General features: G+C 42.2%; 22 protein-coding genes and 1 tRNA gene. 11 read left to right on the top strand and 12 right to left on the bottom strand.

The annotated features are described in order from the left end of the window. Positions 1–48: 48 nt before the first annotated feature. The 12 genes from Q91_RS07240 to flgA form a co-directional block, all read right to left on the bottom strand. Positions 49–2,121 carry a TonB-dependent siderophore receptor gene (locus Q91_RS07240; RefSeq protein ID WP_015006232.1) on the bottom strand — a complete coding sequence of 691 codons (2,073 nt, stop codon included), beginning with the start codon at positions 2,119–2,121 and terminating at the stop codon, positions 49–51. Positions 2,122–2,178: 57 nt separating this feature from the next. Next, the gene (locus Q91_RS07235; RefSeq protein ID WP_238538321.1) at positions 2,179–2,928 is read right to left on the bottom strand and encodes a citrate/2-methylcitrate synthase; all 750 of its coding nucleotides are present in this window, start codon (positions 2,926–2,928) and stop codon (positions 2,179–2,181) included. A gap of 47 nt (positions 2,929–2,975) precedes the next feature. Further along, positions 2,976–3,803: a citryl-CoA lyase gene (locus tag Q91_RS07230; protein ID WP_015006230.1), complete on the bottom strand. Its 828-nt coding sequence runs from the start codon at positions 3,801–3,803 to the stop codon at positions 2,976–2,978. A 2-nt stretch (positions 3,804–3,805) separates the two neighbouring features. Then, positions 3,806–5,638, bottom strand: a complete 1,833-nt coding sequence (locus Q91_RS07225; RefSeq protein WP_015006229.1) for a thiamine pyrophosphate-binding protein — start codon at positions 5,636–5,638, stop codon at positions 3,806–3,808. A gap of 294 nt (positions 5,639–5,932) precedes the next feature. After that, positions 5,933–7,366, bottom strand: coding sequence for a dihydrolipoyl dehydrogenase (lpdA, locus tag Q91_RS07220; RefSeq protein ID WP_015006228.1), 1,434 nt, complete (start codon positions 7,364–7,366; stop codon positions 5,933–5,935). Between the two features lie 13 nt (positions 7,367–7,379). After that, complete coding sequence (gene odhB / locus Q91_RS07215; RefSeq protein WP_015006227.1) at positions 7,380–8,636, bottom strand: 2-oxoglutarate dehydrogenase complex dihydrolipoyllysine-residue succinyltransferase; 1,257 nt, start codon at positions 8,634–8,636, stop codon at positions 7,380–7,382. Between the two features lie 29 nt (positions 8,637–8,665). Next, a complete protein-coding gene (locus Q91_RS07210; RefSeq protein WP_015006226.1) occupies positions 8,666–11,485 on the bottom strand; it encodes a 2-oxoglutarate dehydrogenase E1 component in 2,820 nt (939 codons plus the stop codon). A 115-nt stretch (positions 11,486–11,600) separates the two neighbouring features. Further along, a tRNA-Arg gene (locus Q91_RS07205) sits at positions 11,601–11,677 on the bottom strand. 131 nt (positions 11,678–11,808) lie between these two features. Next, entirely contained in the window at positions 11,809–12,546 is a 738-nt protein-coding gene (locus Q91_RS07200; RefSeq protein WP_015006225.1) for a flagellar brake protein, read from the bottom strand. Positions 12,547–12,552: 6 nt separating this feature from the next. Beyond that, positions 12,553–13,044 (bottom strand): flagella synthesis protein FlgN, encoded by a 492-nt coding sequence (locus Q91_RS07195; RefSeq protein WP_015006224.1) that lies wholly within the window; start codon positions 13,042–13,044, stop codon positions 12,553–12,555. Then, positions 13,041–13,364, bottom strand: coding sequence for a flagellar biosynthesis anti-sigma factor FlgM (gene flgM, locus Q91_RS07190; protein ID WP_015006223.1), 324 nt, complete (start codon positions 13,362–13,364; stop codon positions 13,041–13,043). Before flgM ends, Q91_RS07195 begins: the two co-directional genes overlap by 4 nt. 69 nt (positions 13,365–13,433) lie before the next feature. Beyond that, complete coding sequence (gene flgA, locus Q91_RS07185) at positions 13,434–14,135, bottom strand: flagellar basal body P-ring formation chaperone FlgA (protein WP_015006222.1); 702 nt, start codon at positions 14,133–14,135, stop codon at positions 13,434–13,436. Between the two features lie 337 nt (positions 14,136–14,472). Between flgA and flgB the strand changes: the two genes are divergently transcribed. The 11 genes from flgB to flgL all read left to right on the top strand — a co-directional run bounded on the left by flgB (position 14,473) and on the right by flgL (position 24,804). Next, entirely contained in the window at positions 14,473–14,865 is a 393-nt protein-coding gene (gene flgB, locus Q91_RS07180) for a flagellar basal body rod protein FlgB (RefSeq protein WP_015006221.1), read from the top strand. Between the two features lie 2 nt (positions 14,866–14,867). Next, the gene (flgC, locus tag Q91_RS07175; protein WP_015006220.1) at positions 14,868–15,287 is read left to right on the top strand and encodes a flagellar basal body rod protein FlgC; all 420 of its coding nucleotides are present in this window, start codon (positions 14,868–14,870) and stop codon (positions 15,285–15,287) included. Positions 15,288–15,299: 12 nt separating this feature from the next. Further along, entirely contained in the window at positions 15,300–15,980 is a 681-nt protein-coding gene (locus tag Q91_RS07170; protein ID WP_015006219.1) for a flagellar hook assembly protein FlgD, read from the top strand. A gap of 19 nt (positions 15,981–15,999) precedes the next feature. Beyond that, entirely contained in the window at positions 16,000–17,280 is a 1,281-nt protein-coding gene (flgE, locus tag Q91_RS07165) for a flagellar hook protein FlgE (protein WP_015006218.1), read from the top strand. Positions 17,281–17,307: 27 nt separating this feature from the next. Beyond that, entirely contained in the window at positions 17,308–18,048 is a 741-nt protein-coding gene (gene flgF, locus Q91_RS07160) for a flagellar basal-body rod protein FlgF (protein WP_015006217.1), read from the top strand. Positions 18,049–18,057: 9 nt separating this feature from the next. Further along, on the top strand, positions 18,058–18,846 hold the full coding sequence (flgG, locus tag Q91_RS07155; RefSeq protein WP_015006216.1) for a flagellar basal-body rod protein FlgG: 789 nt from the start codon (positions 18,058–18,060) through the stop codon (positions 18,844–18,846). Positions 18,847–18,862: 16 nt separating this feature from the next. After that, the gene (gene flgH / locus Q91_RS07150) at positions 18,863–19,543 is read left to right on the top strand and encodes a flagellar basal body L-ring protein FlgH (RefSeq protein WP_015006215.1); all 681 of its coding nucleotides are present in this window, start codon (positions 18,863–18,865) and stop codon (positions 19,541–19,543) included. Positions 19,544–19,552: 9 nt separating this feature from the next. Then, positions 19,553–20,653: a flagellar basal body P-ring protein FlgI gene (locus Q91_RS07145; RefSeq protein ID WP_015006214.1), complete on the top strand. Its 1,101-nt coding sequence runs from the start codon at positions 19,553–19,555 to the stop codon at positions 20,651–20,653. Beyond that, a complete protein-coding gene (gene flgJ / locus Q91_RS07140) occupies positions 20,653–21,579 on the top strand; it encodes a flagellar assembly peptidoglycan hydrolase FlgJ (protein WP_015006213.1) in 927 nt (308 codons plus the stop codon). The genes Q91_RS07145 and flgJ overlap by 1 nt, the downstream gene beginning before the upstream one ends. Before the next feature lie 61 nt (positions 21,580–21,640). Next, the gene (flgK, locus tag Q91_RS07135) at positions 21,641–23,569 is read left to right on the top strand and encodes a flagellar hook-associated protein FlgK (RefSeq protein ID WP_015006212.1); all 1,929 of its coding nucleotides are present in this window, start codon (positions 21,641–21,643) and stop codon (positions 23,567–23,569) included. Then, positions 23,569–24,804 carry a flagellar hook-associated protein FlgL gene (flgL, locus tag Q91_RS07130; RefSeq protein ID WP_015006211.1) on the top strand — a complete coding sequence of 412 codons (1,236 nt, stop codon included), beginning with the start codon at positions 23,569–23,571 and terminating at the stop codon, positions 24,802–24,804. The genes flgK and flgL overlap by 1 nt, the downstream gene beginning before the upstream one ends. The last annotated feature ends 67 nt before the right edge of the window (positions 24,805–24,871 follow it).

Below are 24,871 nucleotides of genomic sequence, written 5' to 3'. Positions count from 1 at the left end.
ATCATCCCTGATTATTGTTTATTTGCCATTATCGACAGCTTTATCGGTTTAATGAAAAGATTTTCTCAGTTCAACAAAAAAAGCTCTGCCAGCAAGAGGCAGGTCATCGGGGATGCTTCCAGGTGCTTCGGATGGCTCTTTGACTGTTTCATCGAGTAAATTTCTAGCCGATAAAGCAAGTTCTATGTCAGGGTTAAGTCCTTTTGCACGTAGAGTTAAATCAATGGTGGTGTAATTGCTTATGTCTGGGCGTAAATCGCTTGCAGCACGTTGCCTATCACGGACATGGTTTAGTTGAGAGTTGATTGACCACATGGGCGATATGTCATAATTGGCTCTCAGATAAAGTTGTTGTTGAGGGGCGTCTGCGGCGTCGCTATTAGTGTCTTTATCCTCAGAAGACTGGTAAGCATAATTACCATAGATGGAAAGCTTGTTTGTTACATTCCAGTTTGCTTCCATTTCTAAGCCGTGCCCTGTTTGTTTGCCAGTATTGTTAGCTGTTGTAGGGGCGAAACGAATAATATCGTCCATTTCATAATAGAAGAGGTTCATACTGAGCTTTAGATTGTGGGATGCAGAATAATCAAAAGCTACCTCATAGGTGTCGATAATCTCAGGGTCCAGATCTGGGTTGCCCAAAGCAACAGGGTTATTAATATTAAACTGTTCAGCAAATGAAGGGGCACGAAAAGAGCGTCCATATAAAAGTTTACTGGTTAAGCGATAACTGGTTTGCCAAACTAAGGCCAGTCGTGGATTAAATGTGTCGCCAAAATCTGAATAATGGTCATAGCGTAGGCCAGCAGTTAAAGTCCAATCAGGAGCAAAGTCCCATGCATCTTGTACAAAACCATAGTAAATTTTACGTGTTTTTTCTTGGTTGAAAGGGGTCGTATCGCTGACGTCAACTAGTTCGCCAAGAGGGATTAAGGCTGGGCCAAATGGTAAATAGTTTTTCTTTTCTTCAATCTTGTATTGATCTTGATGGTGAAAGCCGATACCAAGACGAACATCATGGTTTTTTAGGCCGGTATAAAAGCTTGATAAGTCGATGCGGTTATGGCGCTCGTATATGTCGGGCTTCGCTAGAACACCATCTGGAAACGTATGGCTCGGAAGTCCGGTGGTATTAGCACCTGGTGGGAGCAATACTAAGTCGGATCGAGTGATGCTGTTAAAAAAACTATATTGAGCTTTAAAGTCCCAGTTTTCAGAAAAAGTAGTGTTTTGGTATGTGATATCAGCATTATAACGATCAGCCTTTGCTTCTCCAAGGGTATCTAATGCTTGAAGTAAGCCCGCCCCTGCATCTAGTTCTCGGCCTTGATAACCAAGTTGAATTTGCCATTCATTTTTAGATATATCAAGGCGGGTATCAAGAGACTTTCTGCCGACATTAACACTGCCAGGTGCTAAAGAAGCAGAGGTTCCGATAAATGTATCAAGTCCTGTTTGCATGTCTTTATTTATTTTCTCATGTTGTCCGTGCGTGTCTAAAACTTGAGCAGAGAAAGCTGTATTCCAACCAGCAATAGAGCCGCCGTACTGTAACCAACCACGGTATTCATCGAAACTACCTGCTGATGCACCTATTTCTACTCCATCAATTTCTGTTGAGTTTTTAGTAATAATATTTATGGTTCCAGCAAATGCATCGGCACCATAAATAGCAGAGCCGGGGCCACGTATTACCTCAATACGAGATATGTTTTCAACGGGCATACCACCCCAAACTTGTGAACGGTTTCCTGCAAAGATATTAGTAACAGGTGTACCATTAATCAACATGAGTACTTGTGGGTTAGTGCTAGATGAAATGCCACGTATTTGATATATAGGATTATAGCCACCAGCTGAGTATGAGACATGAAGGCCAGGTATGGTCTCTAATAATTCATCAATGTCGCGTGCACCGGTCTGGCGGATGGTTTTGGCAGAGATAATACTGGCAACAGCGGGTGCTTGAGACACGGTTTGTTTTCGTCCTGTAGCGATGTAGAGGTAGTCTTCATCTCCGTAGATATTTTTTAAAGTATCGTTATCTTCGTCAGATGCATATACGGGCTCTCCTAGAAATGAGAGGGAAGTTAAGAGCAACCAAGCAATTATTTTTTTCATAAGTGAAGCAATAAATGTTTTTATTTTTTTGTTTTGATATTAGTTTATATTAAAAACTTACCAGTTTCTTAGCTCTTGTCCAGTGTAATTTAATCGTTGGCAGCTTAAAGGAAAGAAGCTACTTTCTTCCTTTTTTACAGCATCCATATGACAAGGAATAATGCCGGCTGAGAAAGCAATTATTGAATAGTAGTAGTACTGTTCCTTAGTGAACCCAAGATCAGCCAAAAGTGCAGCCGCAAGACCACTAGCATTCATTACCATCCGATACCTACCTTTTGCTAAGATTTCTTCAACTTTTTTAGCGGCCTTAAAATGAGGGCCATCACTTAATTGGAGTTTGTTAGCAGCGTGTGTCAATGGTGCGATACGTTCGTCTGTTGTTATTAGGGGGCGGCCATATCCTGAGATGATGCGTTTGGTTTTTAATTCTTTTTTTACAATAATGTTTAAGTCTTGATTGTTATCAATAGCAATTTTAGCGCGTTGAATAAAATCAATGGCTGAAATGTTGATCTGGTTACCATAGATACTTGCTTCTGATACAGCTATACCTGCTGCAACGCCAAGTGCACCCGTAGATCGGGCCGAACCGCTAATAGATGCAACTCTATTATTCCAAATTCTTGGTTCAGGGTAACTGACAGTAAGCGTCCATACTTTTTCAATTAAATCAATTTCTTTGTCTGAAAAAAATTCCCCCGTTATTGCAAACATCAAATATTTAAACCAAGAAACTTCATTTAGTTCTGTAAATAAATCTTTTCCGCGTAAAACGACTCGTTCGCCATTGAATAAAGCACCCATGCTAGTATGCCAATTATCTTCGGCCTGTTTTAATGTTGTGGGACCTTTCATAGTTTGTCTTGGGGTGTTTGGTTAGAATTTAATGGGCCTGGGTCATTAGTGAGGGTTAAGCCGTCTCCAAAGAATGGGTATTTACGCCAGCCAAGCTTTTTTTGTTCAAGTGAATGTACTGCAGCGCCAGGAAGGCGAAGCAAAAGGTATAGCATTTCTGCTTGTTCATCCGTAAAACCTAAGTCGGTGAAGGCTGCGGCTATGACACCAGTCATGCCTAATGGTGCGTCAGCAGCTTTTTCAAATATCTGCCGGTTAGTTGATAGGTAGGCAAGAGCTCCGTCAGAGTATATGGACGTTAAGTGATCCAATGTTTGTAAAATGGGGGTGGCACAACTAGCCCCATATGGGTCAAAACCAGGGGTGTGTTCACTAGCTGGCCAAACTTCAACTTTTACTTCGTCTTGGTAGTTAGGTAATTTGTGTAGCCAAAGTGGGAGGTCAAATTCACACTGTTGCCATAAGCGCATCACTTGATAAACTTCCCTTGCCCCTCCATTTTTGCCAGCACTGGGTGCTAAGGCAGCCATTAGACAGGAGGCGGCAGTTGAGCCACCTACCCCACCATTCATAGCAGCACGGACACCTAAATCACGAGGGCCCGGATTGGCAATAGCAATAGCGATAGCCTCTAATAGTTTAGACTGCCAGGGTAAGGGTTTTTCAAGCTTAAATAATAAAAAAATGTATTCGGGCCAAGAGATTTTACCCAATAAATCACCATAAACATCGTAACCAGAACAGTAAGATGTTTTGGCGGCAAATGGGTTGTCAGGTTCTTCTTCTTCAAACCAAATTTTAGTATTTATTTTTTCTTGTTCCATTGTTACTTCATCCCTTTTAAGCGCGTAGCAATAGGGGGAACTTCTTCTGCATCTATTCTAATGTCCAGTAGAGTAGGTCCTTTGCGTTCACAAATTTTATTAGTATCGAGCTGCAGTAAGTCATCGGCTGTTTCAATGGTATGACTCATGATGCCCATGGCTGATGCCATTAAAGCATAACTAATATTGGGTAATGTGTTGGCTATATCAGCTGATTTATTTAACCGTTGACCATGTTTAACCATGCCAAGGTGTTGATCGTTCATAACAAGAAAAATAATATTTAATTTTTCCTGTAGAGCGACTGTTATTTCGTTACCTGACATGAGGAAGCTTCCGTCACCGACAATACAAACGACAGGGTCACTTGGGTGCGCGAGCGAAGTACCAATAGCACTTCCAACTGACCAACCCATTGAGCAGAACTCTGCACATATTTGCAATAGTCCCGCACTTTCAGAACGTCTATCCTCTTCCCCTCTTTTTGTTAGCCTGCGTTTGGTGAAGCGCCTATCGTATGGGTTGAGGTAATGAATAGACCAAGCGAGATTATTTCCAGTGTCTGCTAAATAGCGAGTGTTAGGGGGGAAAAGCCGGGTCAGCTGTGTCATCAAATATTGTGGCTTTAATGGTGTAGAGGCATCAGTGGTTTTATTAGGTTCATCAAATTCAAAGTGCATCAATTTTTGGTTATCACTTTGTATGTGTGTGAAAAATTTAGTTTTATCTATAAGTGATTTATCAGGAGTTTTCTCAGTATTATCAGGGAATCTTGTCTTATTATTTTCTAAAATGGCTTCTAATATTGTAGGTATATGGCCGCTTACTTGTAATTTGGCCATTGAAGACCTCGTGAAATTCTCTTGATTATCATCAATATGTATGAGCTTATTATTCAGTAATGTTAATTGATCCCATGCGTTACTTGTAAACTCACCTAGTGAGGAGCCTATAACGACTACAGTGTCTACCGTTTCGTTTTGAAGGGTTCTATTAGCACTTTTATGCCCCGCAAAGCCGATAACACCCCTATAAGATGGGTGATAGGGGTTAATGAAGCTTTTACCATCTGGCGTAGCTACAAATTCGATGTCTAGTTCATTAATGCATTGGGCGATTAAACCACTACAGTTTTTTGTACCGGCACCTATTACGAAAATAATTTTTTTTGAATGACGGAGTTCAGTTAATAGATCTTGTATGATTTCCTCGTCTTTTAAAACCGGTCGGCGTAATAAATTATCGATATTAGTTTTTGTTTGTTTAATGGGTACACTGCTTTTTAGAATATCAGCAGGAATACTCAGATGCGTCGGTCCACCAGGGCTGCTAAAAGCAGACATGATGGCAGATACAAGTTTGTGCTCAAACTGCTCTACATCTGTAACGTAGCTGGTGTATTTAGTGAAAAAGTGAAACATACCTGAAACGTTAACCCCAGTATCTCCAGACTCTTGCATGGCCTTTTTACCAACTTTATCCTGTGATGTCTGAGGAGTGATAACAAGTAACGGGGTGTTATTTTCAAATGAGGAAGCAACACCGGTGATCATATTTGTTGCACCTGGGCCGGTAGTGGAGCAGCAGACACCTAGTTTCCCGGTATTTCTTGCATAGGCGTCGGCCATAAAAACAGCCCCTGTTTCATGTCTAGCGGTGATAGCTTTTATGCCGCCACGTTTCTCACTTTTAGCTAAGGCATTGTAGAGTGGTTCGATAGCACCACCTGGAATGCCGAAAACATATTCAACACCAATTTTTTCTAAATAATCGAGGAGAAGCTCGCATGTGGCGATTTCATTTTGCGGGACTGCTTGTGTTAGGGTTAAACTCATCCGGTTCTCCATTGGATTTTTAAATACCTAATAATCAATAAGTTAGTAGATTAACTTAAATTATTATATTAAGTTAATAAAATTAGTATAATTGTCCCTGTTTGTAAAGCCTTAATTTTGGGAGAAGAGAAAAACTTATGCTCTGAAAAATCATATTCTTAATGAGCCTAGCCAATGGGCAATAATTAAATAATGTGCTATTTGATTGGTGCTGGGGGAAGGTGTTGAAGCACGTCAACATCGTCTTGGTGATGGTATTGACGTACTTCTATAAACAACCTTAACTATTACAACTTAACGGTTAGGGATATGCAATGCTCTCTTATCAACAGCGAGGGCAGCTTCATGCAGAGCCTCAGAAAGTGTTGGATGGGCATGAATGGTTAATGCGAGATCTTCAGTGCTAGCAGAGTACTCTAGCGCCAATACTGCTTCAGCGATAAGCTCAGAAGCTTGTGCGCCGATAATGTGCACACCTAGAATTTGATCTGTTTCTTCATCAGAGATGATTTTGACCATACCCGTGGTATCGCCTAGGGCTTGAGCACGACCACTCGCTGCAAAAGGGAACGTGCCTATTTTTACTTTTATACCTGCAGATTTAAGGTGTTGTTCGGTTTGCCCAACCCAGGCAATTTCAGGACCAGTGTAGATAACATTTGGAATAACATCGTAGTTTATTTCAGGTTCTTCACCGTAAATGACTTCAGCGACGGCAACGCCTTCTTCAGAAGCTTTATGAGCAAGCATCGGCCCACGAATCAAATCACCAATCGCATAAACACAAGGTTGACTTGTTTGCCAGATCTCATCAACTTCAATAAAACCGCGTTCATCAAGTTCAATTGGAGACTCTGGAGCAAATAAATTATCTGTGTTGGGCCTGCGACCAACCGATACGATCAATTTGTCCAGTTCTATGGTATGTTCGCCTGAAGCATCTTCATAATTGACAGTTACTTTTTTAGCTTTTGTGGTCGCCTTGGTAACGCGAGCACCCATTTTGATATCAAGTCCTTGTTTCTTAAATTGCCGTTTGGCTTCTGCTGCTATTTTTGTATCTACTGCCGGTAAAAATTCATCTTGGGCTTCAAGTAACACAACATCCGACCCTAAGCGGTTCCATACGCTGCCTAATTCTAGGCCAATGACACCGGCCCCAATTACGCCTAATTTTTTAGGTGTTTTATCAAAATTCAGTGCGCCAGTGGAGTCGACAATATTTATGTTGTCGACAGGGGCAGAGGGGATATCGATAGGGCGTGAGCCGGTTGCTAAGATAATGCTGTCTGCTGAAATAACAGAAACATCATCAGTGTTGCTAGTGATTTCGACTTGCTTCCCAGCCAGTAATTTTCCGCGACCATGAAAGCTGGTGACTTTATTAGCCTTAAAGAGACCACTGATGCCACCGGTAAGACGACTTACGATATCGTCTTTGTTTTTGATCATTGTGGGCACGTCAATCTTCAGCCCAGTTACTTTGATGCCATGCTCATCTAAGCCGTGGTTTAACTGTTCATAATGATGTGAGGACTCAAGTAGAGCTTTAGACGGTATGCAACCGACATTTAGGCAGGTGCCACCAAGTGATGCTTTATTGTTTTTATCAGTAAACTCATCAACGCAGGCTGTTTTTAGGCCAAGTTGAGCGCAACGAATAGCGGCGACATAACCACCCGGTCCACCGCCGATGACAACAACGTCAAATTTATTATCTAAACTCATGGGATGCTCCCTATTAAACGTTTAACAGTAATCTTGCGGGGTCTTCTAAGAAGTCTTTTATAGTGACTAAAAAGGACACTGCTTCTTTACCATCGATAATTCGATGATCATAAGATAAGGCTAGATACATCATAGGACGTATAACCATTTCACCGTTTTCTACCATCACTCGTTGGTTAATGGCATGCATGCCCAAAATAGCACTTTGTGGTGGGTTCAAAATAGGAGTCGACATCATTGATCCAAATACACCACCATTAGTGATTGTAAATGTACCGCCGGTTAGATCATCGATGCCTAATTTTCCATCACGGGCTTTGATACCAAATTCAGCAATACCGCTTTCAATGGCGGCAAAATTTTTCAGGTCTGCATCTCTCAGTACCGGCACTACTAAGCCGCGAGGTGATGAAACGGCAATGCCGATATCATAATAACCATGGTAAATAATATCTTGTTCATCAACAGAGGCGTTGACTGATGGGAAAAGCTTAAGTGACTCAACGGCTGCTTTAACAAAAAATGACATAAAGCCTAATTTTGTATCATGAACTTTCGAGAATTGATCTTTATATTTACTGCGAATGTCCATAATAGGCTGCATGTTTACTTCGTTAAACGTTGTTAACATGGCCGTGTTTTGCTGTGCTTGAATTAAGCGCTCTGCAATTTTTGCTCGAAGGCGTGTCATCGGCACACGTTGTTCTGCACGCTCACTTGTTGGTAAAGTTGGCATTGGTGTTGCCTTAGCCGCTTTGCTCGGTGCCGAATTGCTCATGGTTGCTGAAGCTGTTGTGACGCCATTACTAGACTGTTGCTTGATATGGTTTAGCACATCGGTTTTGGTGATTCTGCCGCCTTTACCTGAGGCTGCAATTTGTTGGGGGTCTAATCCATGCTCAGCAACGAGTTTTCTAACAGCAGGACTAAGTGCTTCAGTTGAACCTGAATTTTTTTCAGCAGGTAAAGTTGTTGTTGCTGGTTCTGATTTTGCCGGTGTTGCTTTTGGGCTTGGGGTTTCTGGTTTGGCGCTACCAGCTTCTATGCGAGCCAGCAATTGGCCACTTAATACAGTAGAACCTTCTGGCTCAATGATTTCTGCTAACACACCATCTGACAGTGCAGGGACTTCTAAAACTACTTTATCTGTTTCGAGGTCAACTAGATTTTCATCTTTTAAAACGGTGTCACCGGCTTGTTTATGCCAAGTTACTAAAGTGGCATCGGCAACGGATTCTGGAAGGCTAGGTACTACGACTTCAATGCTCATGTTTATTCCTTTTTTTTAAAGTCTATTTTTTAATAAAGTGCTGTATGGATTAATTTTTGTTGCTGTTCAACATGTAGGCTAAATTGACCAACGGCTGGTGATGCTGACATAGGCCGACCTGCATATTTAAGTTCTAGCTTCTCGCTGAGTAAATCAAAAAACCGATGTCTAATTTGGTACCAGGCACCTTGATTTTTGGGCTCTTCTTGACACCAAACGAGTTGTTTTAATTGAGGGTATTGCTCAAACGACTCATGTAGCTCATCGATAGGGAATGGGTAAAGCTGTTCGGCTCTGAAAATAGCAACGTTTTCAAGGCCATCGCTTCTGCGCTGTTCGAGTAAATCATAATAGACTTTTCCAGAGCAGACGATGAGTCTTGTGACTTTATCAGGATCAATATCATCCACTTCTTGAATCAGTGGGTGAAACTTGCCTTCAGTGAGCTCTTCTAAGGTAGATGTTGCTAGTTTGTGGCGCAGTAAACTCTTAGGGCTCATTATAATCAGTGGTTTACGGAAGTAACTCAATGTTTGGCGGCGTAATAAATGAAAGATCTGTGCTGGTGTCGATGGAACACAAACTTGCATATTATGTTCGGCGCATAATTGTAGGTAACGCTCTAAACGGGCTGATGAATGTTCAGGACCTTGGCCCTCGTAACCATGAGGTAATAACATAACAAGACCACAGATACGTCCCCATTTTGTTTCACCTGAGCTTATAAATTGATCCATCAGCACTTGTGCACCATTGGCGAAATCACCGAATTGTGCTTCCCATATAACTAGATCATCGGGTTCTGTTGTGGAGTAGCCATACTCGAAACCTAGAACCGCTTCTTCAGATAGAAAAGAATCATAGAGAGAGAATCTACCTTGTTCTAGAAACATATGTCTTAGCGAGGTATAGGTCTCACCATTTTGTGTATTATGCAAAACGGCATGGCGGTGGAAAAATGTTCCGCGGCCTACGTCCTGCCCCGTCATTCTAATATTTCTACCTTTACTTAGTAATGTCCCATAGGCCATGTTTTCAGCATAACCCCAGTCGATAGGTAAGGCGCCAACAGACATTTTTTTTCTGCTTTCTAGTACTTTTTCCACTCGGTTTTGAAGTGAAAATTCCGGTGGTAAGGTAAGCATGAGGTCGGAGATCTCATGAAACTCTTTGGCAGGTACCGTGGTGTCGCAAGGGTCATCCCACTTGCTTGATAAAAAGGCATTCCATTTGGCAACAAACGGGTTAACTTTATGTTCTAAAATTGGCCGTGAGACAATTTCACCTTTTTCTAGAGAAGAACGATACTCCGACTCTAAGTTTTTCGGCACGTCGGCAGATAATGAGCCTTCATTAACAACACGATCGGCGTAAATTTTACGCGTAGTCGGTAGCTCACGAATAGTTTTATACATCAATGGTTGAGTCACAGCCGGTTCATCCGCTTCATTGTGGCCACGTCGGCGATAACAAACCATGTCTAAAACAATGTCTTGTCTAAACTCATGACGGAAATCAACGGCCAGCTGAGCTGCAAACAAAACGGCTTCTGGGTCATCTGCATTAACATGCAGAATAGGGGTTTCCAGCATTTTAGCCACATCGGTAGCATACAATGTTGATCGTGTATCAGCAGGGTTACTGGTGGTAAAGCCGATTTGATTATTGATAACAATGTGAATCGTGCCGCCTGTACCATAGGCACGGGTACGAGACATTTGCAACGTTTCCATGATCACGCCTTGACCAGAAAAAGCGGAATCACCGTGTATTTGAATAGCAACAACTTCATCTTCGCCTGTTTCACCGCGTCGATCTTGTCTTGCACGTACTGAGCCTTCAATAACTGGGTTGATAATTTCTAAATGAGAAGGGTTGAAAGCCAAGGCAAGGTGCATTTCCCCTCCTGGCGTATTAATGTCCGAGGAGAAGCCCATGTGATACTTTACGTCGCCAGAGCCGTCTTTGGCTGGAGAGGCAGAACGCTTGCCTTCAAACTCTTCAAAAAGAATGGATGGCTTTTTACCGAAAATATTGACGAGAACATTCAACCGGCCACGGTGAGCCATGCCTATAACGGTTTCTTTGACGCCATGCTCACCTAGCCGTTGAAGCATTTCATCAAGCATCGGAATTAAGCTTTCCCCACCTTCTAGTGAGAAACGTTTTTGCCCAACATAGGTTCTGTGCAGGTGGTTTTCAATGCCTTCAGCGGCGGTCAGTAGCTTTAGTAGCCATTTTTTCTGATCGGCCTCAAGGTTTAGGCGAGCGCGTGGGCCTTCCATACGGCGTCTTACCCAAGAGCGCATTTCAGTGTCGCTAATGTGCATGTATTCAACACCAATACTGTTGCAATAGGTTTCTTTGAGTATTGGCAGAATATCTTTCAGTGCTAATTGTTCAGGCGTGTTGTGTAAGGTACCTGTGTCAAACTGCGTATTAAGGTCAAGCTCACTTAACCCATGAAAAGCGATATCTAATTCAGCAATTAGTTGTGATTTTGGTGGTGTTAGTGGGTTTACATTAGCTTGTTTATGACCATTAATTCGATATGAATTCATCAGTCTTGAAACAGCAGCTTGTTTGGCTAATTGCTCTGAAGAAAGGCCGCCTTGAATGACACGAACTCCGGTGGGAGCCTTGGCGAGGTTAGAAAAGTGTTTTTTAATAGATGAATGGGGGATATCAACTGTTTCAGCATTCGATCGTATGGAATGAAACTTTTCTCGCCATTGCTCATCAACTGATTCTGGGTCATTGAGGTATTGCTCATATAGGTCTTCAACAAAGTTTGCATTAGCACCATTTAGGGCGGAAGTGCTTTTAAATAACTGCATTAAATTGTTCATTAAAATATTCCGTCTGTCTAAATTTATGTAGGGGTTTGTAAGTGTAATCGAGTTTTAAGAAAAGATAAGGGTTTAAATTACTCATTTTGTTAATGCTTAATATTTAGCACTATAGTGGTGCCCCGAGCAGGATTCGAACCTGCGACTTCACCCTTAGGAGGGGTGCGCTCTATCCAGCTGAGCTACCGAGGCCATATTAAAGAATTGTCAAATGTATTTTAAAAATGGAACCCTGATTAATTCGCGTCAAATAATATCACTATTGGGCTTTTTAGGGATAGCGCAAAACGCTTATTTTTATAGCTTTGTGAACTTGAGGGAGACTATTTTTTTGCGCGTTCGCGTTCACATGCTGTAATAAATTTATGGATCTCTCTTTTTTCTTGGCTGGCCAAGTTAAGGAATTCGCAGCCGACGCGTGTAAAGCCTTCTAACGGAGACTTTTTTACAGAGCAAACGGTTAAATCTAACTGAATAGTACTACCGTCTTTAAGGGTCATGCTGGCAGGCGTTAGAATAGAGCCTTTTTTCACATAAGAGTTTGAATAAACCGCAATGCAAATACCGCCGAAGCTAACATCGTAAACATAGCCTGAAATAAGGTTTTCAGAAAACTGAATGGCAGCGGTAAATTTATACTTTTCGATATTCTCAATGGGTACTCTGAAGAAGGATCTTTTTTGGGGGTGATATATTTTTTCGGGCATCGCCATCAGGTAGCTGCCATCGTGCAATGTGCCGGTAATAGTTGAGCTAAAATTAAAAGGAACGGCGTGATGCTTGGCGTTAACTTGTATAACCGTGCCGGGTAGCATTTTAAGATGAGCGGCTCGGTTATTTAATTGATCGAGTATTAATTCGTTTGTTGATACGTCGAGTAATCTACTGGTGCACTCTAATTGATTATCGAATACCAGCGAAACTTGTACATGCGACTCCATTAGAATTTGCAACATGTGTTTAATGCGAGAGGGCCGAACGATAAAATTTGGGTTAGGGTTGGGTGTTTGTTCCTCTTCTTCTGAGCGCAATAATGACTTTAGACTGGATATAAAGTTCACGTGTAATTAAGCAATGGAGATGTTTCTTGATACTTTACTGTTAGCGGCATGCCCGTCTGCCCCGTATGTAGAAGTGGTTGTGCTCGCTTGTCCACGTAAAACATCCAGTGAGCGTTGGGTGTGTCGACGATTAAGCTCAATAATGGAGCCGTTTATTTGATTCAGTTCTTTATTGTCTTCCGCTAAAGCTTGAATGTTGGACCAGGCTTTTTCTAGTAATGTCTTGATACCTCCAGGCGCTAAGCTGGAAAGGGCGTCTGAAAAACCGTAAAGACCTTTGTTGATATTCATGTTTCTTAAAAAAATATGCGTGGTTTTGGTATGGTTTTCTAGGTGGGTAACTAAGGCTTTTTTTTCGTCAGAAAGTTCCAATAATTGCTGACTGTCTTTCAGCTTCAAAACGGCTTGTTCTTTTTTTAAGGTGCTGTTTAATTGACCTGAGATGTGCTCAAGCTGTTGTATTAGTTCAATGAGTTGATCAGATGATTTTTTTGTCATGATGATTTCTTTTTAAGGTGAAGCGCTGTTTCACTTTTAATAATTCGATCAGCTATTTTTTCATTATCGATGTTGTACTGACCCTCTTCAATGGATTGGCTAATGGCCTCTACACGACCGGTATCAATAACAGGAATGTCTTGAAGAGACTGTTCAATTTGTTGGAGTTTGGATGCGTTTTCAGTTAAATCAATACTATCACTATCAGCTATTTTAGTAGCGTTTTTGGCGCTACTTTTGGTGTTTTTCTTAGTGTTATTTGCTTTGTTAACAGGGCTCTGAGCTGATTTATGGCCGGTTTTTTTGATATTAATAGACATGATAACTCCTGTGGCTAGGCATCACTGTATCGGCGATTTGTAAGGAAACTTGATGGTTAATAGACGCTCTCATATGCTTACTCTAACAGTTTGCGAATCAGAAATAATTCCTTGGATGATTTTTTTGGTTTTAATGTTTTTCACTTTGATTTTGTCATTTTTGCCTCCGGCCATCAATGCAATGCCTTTCATGCTGATTTGGAAGCCTTTGTTTTTTGCAATGATTGTGATGTTGTCACCTTTTTTAATAAGGGTTGGGGTTGACAAAATATTGACACTGACAAGATCGCCTCGGCGAACTCGCCTTTTTAAGACATGGTTTATCGCATGTTTTGACTCTGATAAGTAAGCGGATCGATGTCCTGTCAGTTCAATTTTTTTTAATGTAATGTCAGATTCTTTAAGAAGGTGCCCTTTGTTGAACGGCTGGTTAAAAACCAAAGCATGGCTGAAAAGTTGAACCTGTGCCGTCATAAATATTCGCCAAGGAGTCTGCGATATGCATTCAATTTTTAATGTATTTTTTCCTGGTTTTACAGGCGCTTGGGTGAGGCTTATGTCAATCTCTGAAGAACATTTTTTGAGTTTGAGCCGTGAGTCTATGTTTTGAACGGTAATATTGTGTTCTAAATGTTGCTTAGCCAGTCTGTCGGTTAAATAGGTATGTGCATTGTCCAGAATATTTTGATGATCTTCAAACGGTTGCTCTGTTGCAAAGAGCAGCGGAGAAAACAGCAGTAATAAAGTGATTAGTGTTAACAATGATTTCATAAACGTTATGTGCAATATCGTGACGATGTATAGGTTAGAAATATATATGCATTAAATATGCCGTAATAAAGACATTTGTAAATGGAATCGGAGATGATAATAACGAACCGTTTAGATAGTTCTATATAAGGTAATGCAGAGGAAGGGGTGCTTGGTACAAGCTTACCCCGTTATTAAAAGTATGTAATTTTGTCCCCAATGCTTTCCGCTTTGCCGCTTTTTTGCCGTTCTTGCCGCTATTTACCCACCCTTTTATTTTTGTAACCTATTGATTTAATTAGATTAAAAAAATGGCATGGTTTCTGCTTTATTGTTTTCAACGAAACAGGAGTGACAGATGGCAACAACGATTGACTCATTATTTGGTGTACACGAACAAGCGCTTATTTATCGTTCTAAACGCGCTGAAGTATTAGCCTCTAATATGGCTAATGCCGATACGCCAGGCTATAAAGCAAGAGACTTTGATTTTAAGTCAGTTTTAAACAGGCTCAACACAGCGGCAGGTCATGTGAAACAAACACATCATCAGCATATTGGGTTTGATAAAACACCAGCGACGGTTGCTCTTGCTTATCGTACACCGTTAAGCGCTTCGCTAGACGGTAACACGGTGGATGCACAGGTTGAGCAAGCAAAGTATGCGCAAAATGCAATGGACTATCAAACGTCTCTGCGTTTTGTGAACGGCAAAATTTCCAGTTACCTTTCAGCGCTAAGGGGTGAATAAGCATGTCTTTATATAATATTTTTGATGTGGCAGGTAGCGGAATGAGCGCACAAACAACCCGCTTAAATTTGGTGGCCAGCAATATGGCGAATGCTGAAACGGTAAGCAGCAGTACCGGTGAGACATATCGTGCGCGCCAGCCAATTTTTGCTGAAGTGCTAGACGGAGCAATGGCTAACCAACAATCGGCCGCAAAAAAAGTTCGCGTATTGGGCGTGGTCGAAAGCCAGTCGCCTCTTCGCAGCGAATATGCGCCGCAACACCCAATGGCGAATCAAGACGGATATATTTTTAAGCCAAACGTTAATGTGGTTGAAGAAATGGCCAACATGATGTCTGCAAGTCAAAGCTACAAAAATAATGTTGAAGTGCTAAATACGGCAAAGCAACTTTTACAACAAACATTAAAAATTGGTCAGTAACGGAGAATAACCATGTCAGAAGTCGATTTTAATACGCTACAAAGTTTAGGCCTTGCTCAACAAAGTACGGCGACAAATACCAGTAAATCAAACAGTGATCTAGGGCAGGGCGATTTCCTCAAACTGATGGTTACACAGCTAAATAACCAAGACCCCATGAAGCCAATGGAAAGTGGTGATTTCTTAGGTCAAATAGCACAATTTAGTACAGTCACTGGCATTGATGGATTGAATACCTCTTTCTCAGAATTTGCGTCATCTGTATCAAATGACCAAGCTCTACAGGCAGCTAATTTAGTGGGAAGAAGGGTTAATGTTCCGCTACAGGCAGGTGTCTTAACAGCGGGGGGCTCAATTGATGGAGAGCTGACGTTACCGACCAGTTCACCAGACGTTTCAATCAATATTACTGACCAAGCAGGGCAGATAGTGCAGACCATTCCACTAGGAACACAATCTGCAGGCCCTGTTGCTTTCTCATGGGATGGCAAACGTTCAGATGGAACGGTGGCGTCTCCGGGGCTTTATAACGTTGATGCTAAAGCGCGTATCGACGGTCAAAATTTTGAATTGGATACACAAATTTCGGCAGATGTTGACAGCGTTACCTTGGGCGGCCTAGGTAAACCATTGCAACTGAACCTGTCGGGTCTAGGCAGTGTGCCATTTAGCAATGTTTCAAGAATATTTTAAACACGTTTAGGAGAATACTATGTCATTTCGTACTTCATTAAGTGGGCTTGATGCCTCAGCAACTGATTTATCGGTGATTGGTAACAATATTGCCAATGCCTCTACAAATGGTTTTAAAGAGTCCCGTACAGAGTTTGCCGATGTGTTTGCTACCTCTTTTACAGGTGTGTCTGGTAATACACCGGGTAGTGGTGTTCGTGTTGCCAGTGTGTCGCAGCAGTTTGGCCAAGGTAATGTTGAATTTACCTCCAGTAGTTTAGATCTAGCGATCAACGGTGATGGGTTTTTTGTTCTAAGCGATAATGGAACTAATGTTTATACTCGGGCAGGGGCTTATTCAACCGATAAGGATGGTTTTGTTGTTGATAGTTCTGGGCGACAGTTACAAACATTCCCATCAAATGGTAATGGCACATTTAATACAGGTAACCTTGCCTCGCTGCAATTAAGTACCGGAGACTCTGCGCCGTCGGCAACAACCAGTGTTGAACCTACATTAAACCTGGATTCTCAACAAACTGTTCCATCAACGTATACGACTTTCCCGATTGATCCAACAGAATTTAGTGCAACAGATGCGGATAGTTACAACCATTCAACATCAACAACGGTTTTTGACTCATTAGGCAATGATTTTCCTGCCACGATGTATTACGTTGCAAGTGACCCCAGTAGTAATGAATGGCAAGTGCATACGTATGTAGATGGTAACCCATTAACATTAAATGCGGGAGCCGATGACTTTTTGACGATGACCTTTGATAGCCTTGGTTCATTTCAAAGTATTGCTGAGGCGGCAACGCCTAGTAGTGGCAATGTTGCCTTTGATGCATTGCCAATGAGTAATGGGGCTGCAAACTTAGCGTTAAACTTTGATTACTCGGATACTACCCAATATGGCGGCGATTTTGCTGTTAACTCACTGAGTCAAGATGGATTTGCATCTGGTCGTCTAAGCGGCATCAGTGTTGATGAGGCAGGTATTGTTTCTGCAACGTTCACCAATGGTCAATCCACAGAGTTAGGTCAGGTAGCGTTGGCAACCTTTCCCAATTCACATGGTTTGCGTCAACTAGGCGATACGTCTTGGGCCGATACATTTGCTGCTGGAGACCGAGTGATTGGTTCTGCTGGTACGGCAGGCTTTGGCTCACTTCAGTCTGGTGCGCTTGAAGCCTCTAATGTTGATATTGCAACGGAGTTGGTGAGTTTGATTACTGCTCAGCGTAACTTCCAAGCGAATGCTCAAGCGATTTCAACTGAGAATGAAATCCAAACAGCCATTATTAATATTCGATAATCACTGATTCAAGAAGAGAGAAATTAAATGGACAGTAGCCTTTATGTAGCAATGAGCGGTGCCAAGCAAGCAATGTTGGCGCAAGCGGTGAATTCACATAATTTATCGAATGCGAATACCACGGGCTTTAAAGCCGATTTGTCTCAATTTAGAAGCATGCCAGTATATGGCGCAGGGCTTCCGTCGAATGTTTATGCGATGGCTGAGCGCCCTGGAATAGACTTTGACCACGGCACCATACAGTCAACAGGCCGAGACTTAGATGTCTCTATTAATGGTGATGGCTGGTTAGCTGTTCAGGCAGAAGATGGCACCGAAGCCTATACCCGTGCGGGCGATTTGAGAATTACACCCAATGGGGTGCTAACAACCGGTACAGGCTTAGCAGTGATGGGTGGCGGTGGTCCTGTGGCGATACCAGAGGCTGACAAGGTGGAAATTGGTAGCGATGGCACGGTTAGTATTATTCCACTGGGTGATAGTGCGGCAACATTATCAACCATCGATAGAATTAAATTGGTGAACCCTGAGCTAGCAGATGTTGAAAAAGGTAAGGATGGTTTATTCCGATTAAAAAGCGGACTAGATGCTCAACCCAGTGCCGAAGTGCGTTTGGTATCAGGATCTGTAGAAGGTAGTAATGTGAGTGTTGTCAACGCGATGGTCAGCATGATTGAGCTGGCTCGAAATTTTGAGTTACAGGTCAAAATGATGAAAACAGTCAGTGAAAACGAAGCAGCAAGCGCTCAATTGATGCGCGTCAGTTAGGAGAGTTAAATGTCAACGCAAGCAATGTGGATTAGTAAAACGGGACTAGAAGCGCAACAAACGCGGATGTCGGTTATTTCAAACAACCTAGCCAACGTTAATACAACCGGTTACAAAAAGTCGAGAGCGGTGTTTGAAGACTTGTTGTATCAAAATGTACGACAAGTTGGAGCGCAATCGTCACAAGATAACATCTTGCCGACGGGGTTGCAGATTGGTACAGGGGTTCGTACGGTTGCTACTGAAAAAACGCATACCCAAGGGACTATTCAGCAAACAGGAAACTCGCTTGATATTGCGGTAAATGGCCGTGGTTTTTTCCAGATTTTAAGACCTGATGGCAGTATTACCTATACACGTGATGGCAGCTTTAAACTGGATGGCGATGGCCAAATGGTAACATCAGGCGGTTACCCATTAGAGCCCTCTATTTCCATTCCAGAAGATGCCTTAAGTGTTACTGTCGGTGTGGATGGCACGGTGTCAGTTTTACAAGCCGGTAATTCTACGCCAAGTCAGGTAGGCAATATTACACTGGCCGACTTTATTAACCCAACAGGTCTAGACCCCATTGGTGAAAATCAGTTTAGGGAGTCTTTGTCCAGTGGTAGCCCAACGGTAACGACACCGGGCGAAACAGGCGTGGGTCTGTTATCAGGTGGTTCATTAGAAACCTCTAACGTGAACGTTGTAGAAGAGTTGGTCAGCATGATCGAAACTCAACGTGCGTATGAAATGAACTCAAAGGCCATCTCAAATTCAGATCAAATGCTACAACGTTTAATGCAGGATTTATAAACAAGGAATCATGATAATGAAAACCCTTAAACTCTTTGTCTTAGTGTTCATGCTATCCGGTTGCGCGATGATGGATAATATGAGTAAACCTCGCCACGATCCGGAGTATGTGCCTGCTAAGCCGACCTCTTATCAAGTGCCACAAAGCAATAATGGTTCTATCTATCAAGCGGGTTATGAGGTGAGTTTATTTGAAGATATAAGAGCCAGAAGAATCGGTGATATTTTAACGATTAATTTGGTTGAAAAAACCAATGCAAAGAAACAAGCCGATACTGATATCAAAAAAGATAACAGTACTTCAATTTCTACGCCTACCATTTTGGGTATGAGTGACCCCTCTAAATTTGGTTTGAATCTTGATAGCAGTTTGGCTTCAGCGAGTGACTTTGCAGGTGAGACTGAAAGCACACAAAATAATAGCCTCAGCGGTAGCATTACCGTTAGCGTGATAGATGTCTTACCGAATGGCTATTTAAAAATTCGTGGTGAAAAGCGTGTTCGTTTAAATCAGGGTAATGAGTATATTCGCTTATCGGGCATTATTCGTCCAACCGATATTAACCCCGATAATAGTGTGGAATCTACAAGAATTGCCGATGCCACTATCATGTATACAGGTGAAGGTGCACTGGCAGATGCTAATAAAATTGGTTGGTTAGCACGTTTCTTTATCAGTGCGGTGTTCCCGTTTTAGGAGAAGGTGATGAGATATTTTAAAATAGTATTGGTTTTGTTAGCAATGAGCATCACAAACGCTAATGCCGAGCGAATTAAAGACCTAGCCTCTATTACAGGTGTTCGCTCAAACCAATTAGTGGGGTATGGTGTGGTGGTTGGTTTAAATGGAACCGGCGACAAGGTGAAATCGGGGGATTTTACTTCCCAGAGTTTGCGCAGTATGTTGAGTCAAATGGGCGTTAAAATCCCATCAAATGTGCAAATAAAATCTAAAAATGTTGCAGCCGTTATTATTCACGCTTCATTACCTGCTTTTGCAACACCAGGGCAAATGATTGACGTGACCGTTAATGCGATTGGCGAGGCAAAAAGTTTACGCGGCGGTAGCTTATTAATGTCTCCTTTAAAAGGTGCTGACGGCAAAGTATATGCGATAGCGCAAGGTAATCTAGTTGTGGGTGGTTTGAGTGCATCGGGTAATGATGGTTCTAAAATAAGTGTGAACATACCCACCGTAGGTAATATCCCTAATGGTGCATCAGTAGAGCGATCTGTTTATAGCCCCTTTAATGATGGTAATTCCTTAACGTTAAACCTGCATACCTTTGACTTTACAACCGCTAATCGCTTAGCAATGTCGATAAACCAAGCTATTGGTCCGCAAACATCACATTCAATAAACGGTGGCAGCGTTAAAGTGAATATGCCGCGTGACCCAGCTCAACGGGTTGCTTTTATGTCATTGCTTGAAAATTTAGAAGTGCAGCCGGCGCAATCAGCAGCGCGTATTATTATTAACTCAAGAACGGGTACGGTTGTCATAAACAATCAAGTCAAAGTACGTCCAGCGGCGGTCTCTCACGGTAATTTAACAGTGACCATTAACGAGAATTTAAATGTTAGCCAGCCAGGCGGGTTTTCGGATGGGCAAACAGTTGTCACGCCACAAACAGATATAACCGTTACCGAAGAAGATAAACGCATGTTTGTTTTTGATCCTGGTGTATCGCTAGATGAAATTGTGCGGGCTGTTAACCAAGTGGGTGCGGGTCCAAGTGACTTGGTGGCGATCTTAGAGGCGCTAAAAGGCGCAGGCGCATTAACTGCAGAGCTGATTGTTATCTAATGAATATAAGCGGCTCACAAGCAGATGTTTATGCAGACTTTAATGGCTTAGCGCAATTAAAAGCTAAGGCCACTGGCGGGCAGGGTGAAAAACAAGAAGCCCTAGAGCAAGTGGCGCGTCAATTTGAGACCGTGTTTTTAAAAATGATGCTTAAAAGCATGCGAGATACGGTGCCTGATTCCGAGTTAATTGATGGTGAAAAAACAAAGTTTTATGAATCGATGTATGACGATCAAATTTCTCTAGATTTATCCAAACGGGGGCATTTGGGGTTGGCGGAGATGATTGTTCAGCAAATGGGTGGCCAAGTAAAAAGCGAAAATACAGTGGCGGCACAGGGGTTGTCTGATTATCGAGAAGCCTCGGTACGAAGAATTCAAGGGGCCTTACAAGAAGTGAAAACGGCTGAGCCTTCAAGTAACGTAACAGCCATTAACTCACCAGAAGATTTTCTTCATAAAATGTGGCCGCAGGCACAACAAGCAGCGCAAGAGCTAGGTGTGGATGCCAAAGTATTATTAGCCCAATCTGCCCTAGAAACCGGCTGGGGTAAACACATTATGCGAAATAAAATAGGCCAAAGTAGTCATAATTTATTCGGTATAAAAGCCTCGCATGGCTGGGAAGGCAAAACTGTTTCAGTACAAACGGTTGAGTACGAAAATGGTATTGCAGAAAAACGTCAAGCAACTTTCCGAGCATACGATAGTTACCAAGAGAGCTTTAACGATTATGTGCAGTTCTTGCAACAAAACCCACGTTATCAGCAGGCATTAACTCAAGTAGATTCAAACGAAGGGTTTGTAAAAGGCCTACAAAAAGCAGGGTATGCAACCGATCCTGCGTATGCCCAAAAAATACTATCGATCCTTAATCGTGCGCAGCTTAGTGGTCTTACCGTTCCAGCTTCAGGTTTTGCCAGTTAGGCCGATACGTTAACAATGGAAGACATAATATGACATATCAACATTTAAAAAGAGCAGCCCTATGAGTGACTTATTACTCAATGGCTTGTCTGGTTTAACTGCCTTTAGAAGTGTGCTTGACACGACCAGTCATAATATTGCCAATGCTTCAACAGAAGGTTATAGTCGTCAACGGGTCGAGTTAGATGCTAATAATCCACAACTGGCTGGTGCTGGGTATATTGGTTCGGGTGTTAGTGCGACTAATGTTAGTAGGCTTTATGATGCTTTTTTAAGCACACAATATAGAAGCAGTAGTACTGCTGTGTCTGAATTAGAGACTTATTTAAACTTTGCTAACCAAATTGATGGTGTGTTGGCGGATGAAAATATTGGGTTAAGTACGGCCTTACAAGATTTTTTCAATGCGGTTCAAGCTGTTGCAGATGATCCAACATCTATTCCAGCACGCCAAGTGCTATTAACTGAAGGCGAGGTGTTGGAAAACCGTTTTGCTACATTAGACCGATTGTTTGATGGTGTTAGCACGCAAGTTAACGGTTCGTTACAGGGAAATATAGACGAGGTAAATAGCCTATCTGAAAATATTGCTCTGATTAATGACAGGATCGCCAGCGCATTAGGTGGTTCTGATGGTAACTTGCCGAATGATTTATTGGATCAACGAGATAAATTAATTGATGATTTGTCTCAGTTAGTGAATGTAAAAACCAATGAGCAAGAAAATGGTGCGGTCAATGTTTTTATTGGTAATGGGCAAACCTTAGTCTTAGGTAATACGAACAATACACTGGCTTTGCAGCCGTCTACATTAGACCCTACTAGAGTTGATGTTATTTTTCAGCAGGGCGGCGCTGATACAGCTATTACCCAGTTTATGACAGGGGGTGAAATAGGGGGAGCCTTACGTTTTAAAGATGAGGTGTTAGATGAAGCGGTTCATGCCTTAGGTGAAATAGCTATCGGTCTGTCATTCTCAGTAAATAATCAACATGCCAATGGTATCGACCTAGAGGGCGAACAGGGGCTAAACTTTTTTAGTACAGCAAATATTACCCATGTTAAGGCCGATGCCAACGCAGGCTCATTGGCTGTCAGTGTTTCCGATCCATCACAAATAATTAATAGCGATTATCGTGTTACAACGGATGGGACGGCGCTACCAAATACAGCCTATAACATTACACGGTTATCTGATAATACCTCTATCAGTGGTGTTATATCGTCTGGAGCATCGGTTGATTACGATGGGCTAACCTTCGATTTATCATCGGCAAATGTTAATAATGAGTATAGAGTGATCAGCCCAACACGTTATGCGGCTGAAAATTTCTCATTAGCGTTAACTGACCCTAAAGATATTGCTGTTGCGCTTCCGGTTGTCTCAGAGCAAACCGTCAGCAACTCTGGAACTGGCGGTTTAAGTAATGTGGCGGTGACTGGTTTATCAGCATCATCGTTACCGGCTGGTGTTGTTTTAACGTATGACAATACATTAAAACAATATACGGTTAGTAATGCTACGGGAGGGCCCTTGGCCTACGATGCAGCAACAAATAACGGCGATAGCTATACGGTTAATGTCGCTGGTTTTGGCGATATTAGCTTTACCCTAACCGGTCAGCCTGATGAGGGTGATACCTTCTCATTGGTTGATAATTCAGGTGGCACGGGTGATAACCGAAATGGGCATTTCCTTGCTGGGTTGCAAACGAATTTGAGTTTGTCCGGTGGTACCGCCTCATTTCAAGATGTTTACGGTCAAGTTATTGCCGATGTGGGTCGCCGGACACAGTCGGCTGAAGTTAATGCGGCTGCACAAAATGGTCTTTTGGCTCAAACCATCGCCTCCAAAGATGCTGTCAGTGGTGTTAATTTAGATGAGGAGGCGGCTAATTTAATTCGTTTTCAACAAGCGTATCAAGCCGCTAGTCAAGTTGTGTTAACGTCTCGTACAATTTTCGAAACGCTATTAGGAGCTTTCAGATAATGGTCGATAGAATTTCAACAAGCCTTGCTCAACAATTGGGTATTAATGCGATTATGTTTCAGCAGGCTCAAGTTAACCAAGCGCAGCAACAAATCTCATTAGGTAAACGGATACTTACACCATCTGATGACCCGTCGGGTGCAGCTCAGGTCCTCGACTTTAACCAATCCATCAGCCGAATCACGCAGTTTCAAACGAATATAAATTACGCAGAAAATCGTTTATCGTTGTCTGATACAACCTTGCAAAGTGTAACCAATAGTTTACACCGTGTCCGTGAATTAGCCGTGCAGGGGTACAACGATACAAATACGGCAGCTGACCGACAATCTATAGCAAACGAGATGTTTCAGCGTCTTGACGAAATGGTGGCGCTCGCCAATACCAAAGATGCTAATGGTGATTATCTGTATTCAGGTTTTAAAGGACAAACACAGGCGGTTACCGGTTCGGCTGCCACGGGTGTATTTAGTTTTCAAGGCGATCAAGGTCAGCGTTTGATACAGATTGGTGAAAACCGTACGGTGTCAGACAATAATTCAGGTGCAGAATTGTTTTTTAATCTGCAAGATAAAAATGGCAATGCAGAGGATGTGTTCACTACGTTATACAGTTTAGCGACGGATTTAGCGACCAATAGACCGGCGGTAGAAGAAACAGAGTTAACCTTTAATTCGGTGCCTTTAGATGCGCAGTCAATGACTATCAACGGTATTAATTATGAGTTTGATGATGGGACGGGGCCAGCGATTGCACCACCAAGCATAGCGGTGGATATTTCTGCTGCTGTAACGGGCGATGACGTAGCTGCTCTTTTAAATGCGGCAGTTGCCAGTAACGATTCAACAGTTGATCTCGATCAAACTAATAATACACTCCGTATCATTGCTAACACGCCAGGTGAAGGAGAGCTGGCAATTGATGTATCGCTTACAAGCGCTGCCAGTGCAACAAATGTTTCTATCCCTTTATATGATCACTTGGATCAGTTAGATACCGCGTTGAACCGTGTTTTAGATGTGCGTTCTCAAATTGGTGCAAGGCTAAATGCACTAGATAGCCAACAAGAAACCAATCAAGACTTCTTATTAAACCTTCAAAGCGCAAAGTCACAGGTTGAAGACCTTGATATGGCAGAAGCGATCAGTCGATTTAATCTTCAAATAGTGAGTTTGCAGGCAGCACAGCAGTCATTCGTTAAAGTGCAAAATTTATCATTATTTAATTTATTATAATTAAATAAACCCTAGGTCGACTCTATAAATGTGGTGTCAATATTTTTGACTCATAGAGTCGATGTTT

This window comes from Cycloclasticus sp. P1, from assembly GCF_000299965.1.
In the GTDB taxonomy this organism is placed as follows: Bacteria; Pseudomonadota; Gammaproteobacteria; order Methylococcales; family Cycloclasticaceae; genus Cycloclasticus; species Cycloclasticus pugetii.
The sequence above is the reverse complement of the archived record's forward strand: the minus strand, read 5'-3'. Positions and strand labels throughout refer to the sequence as shown.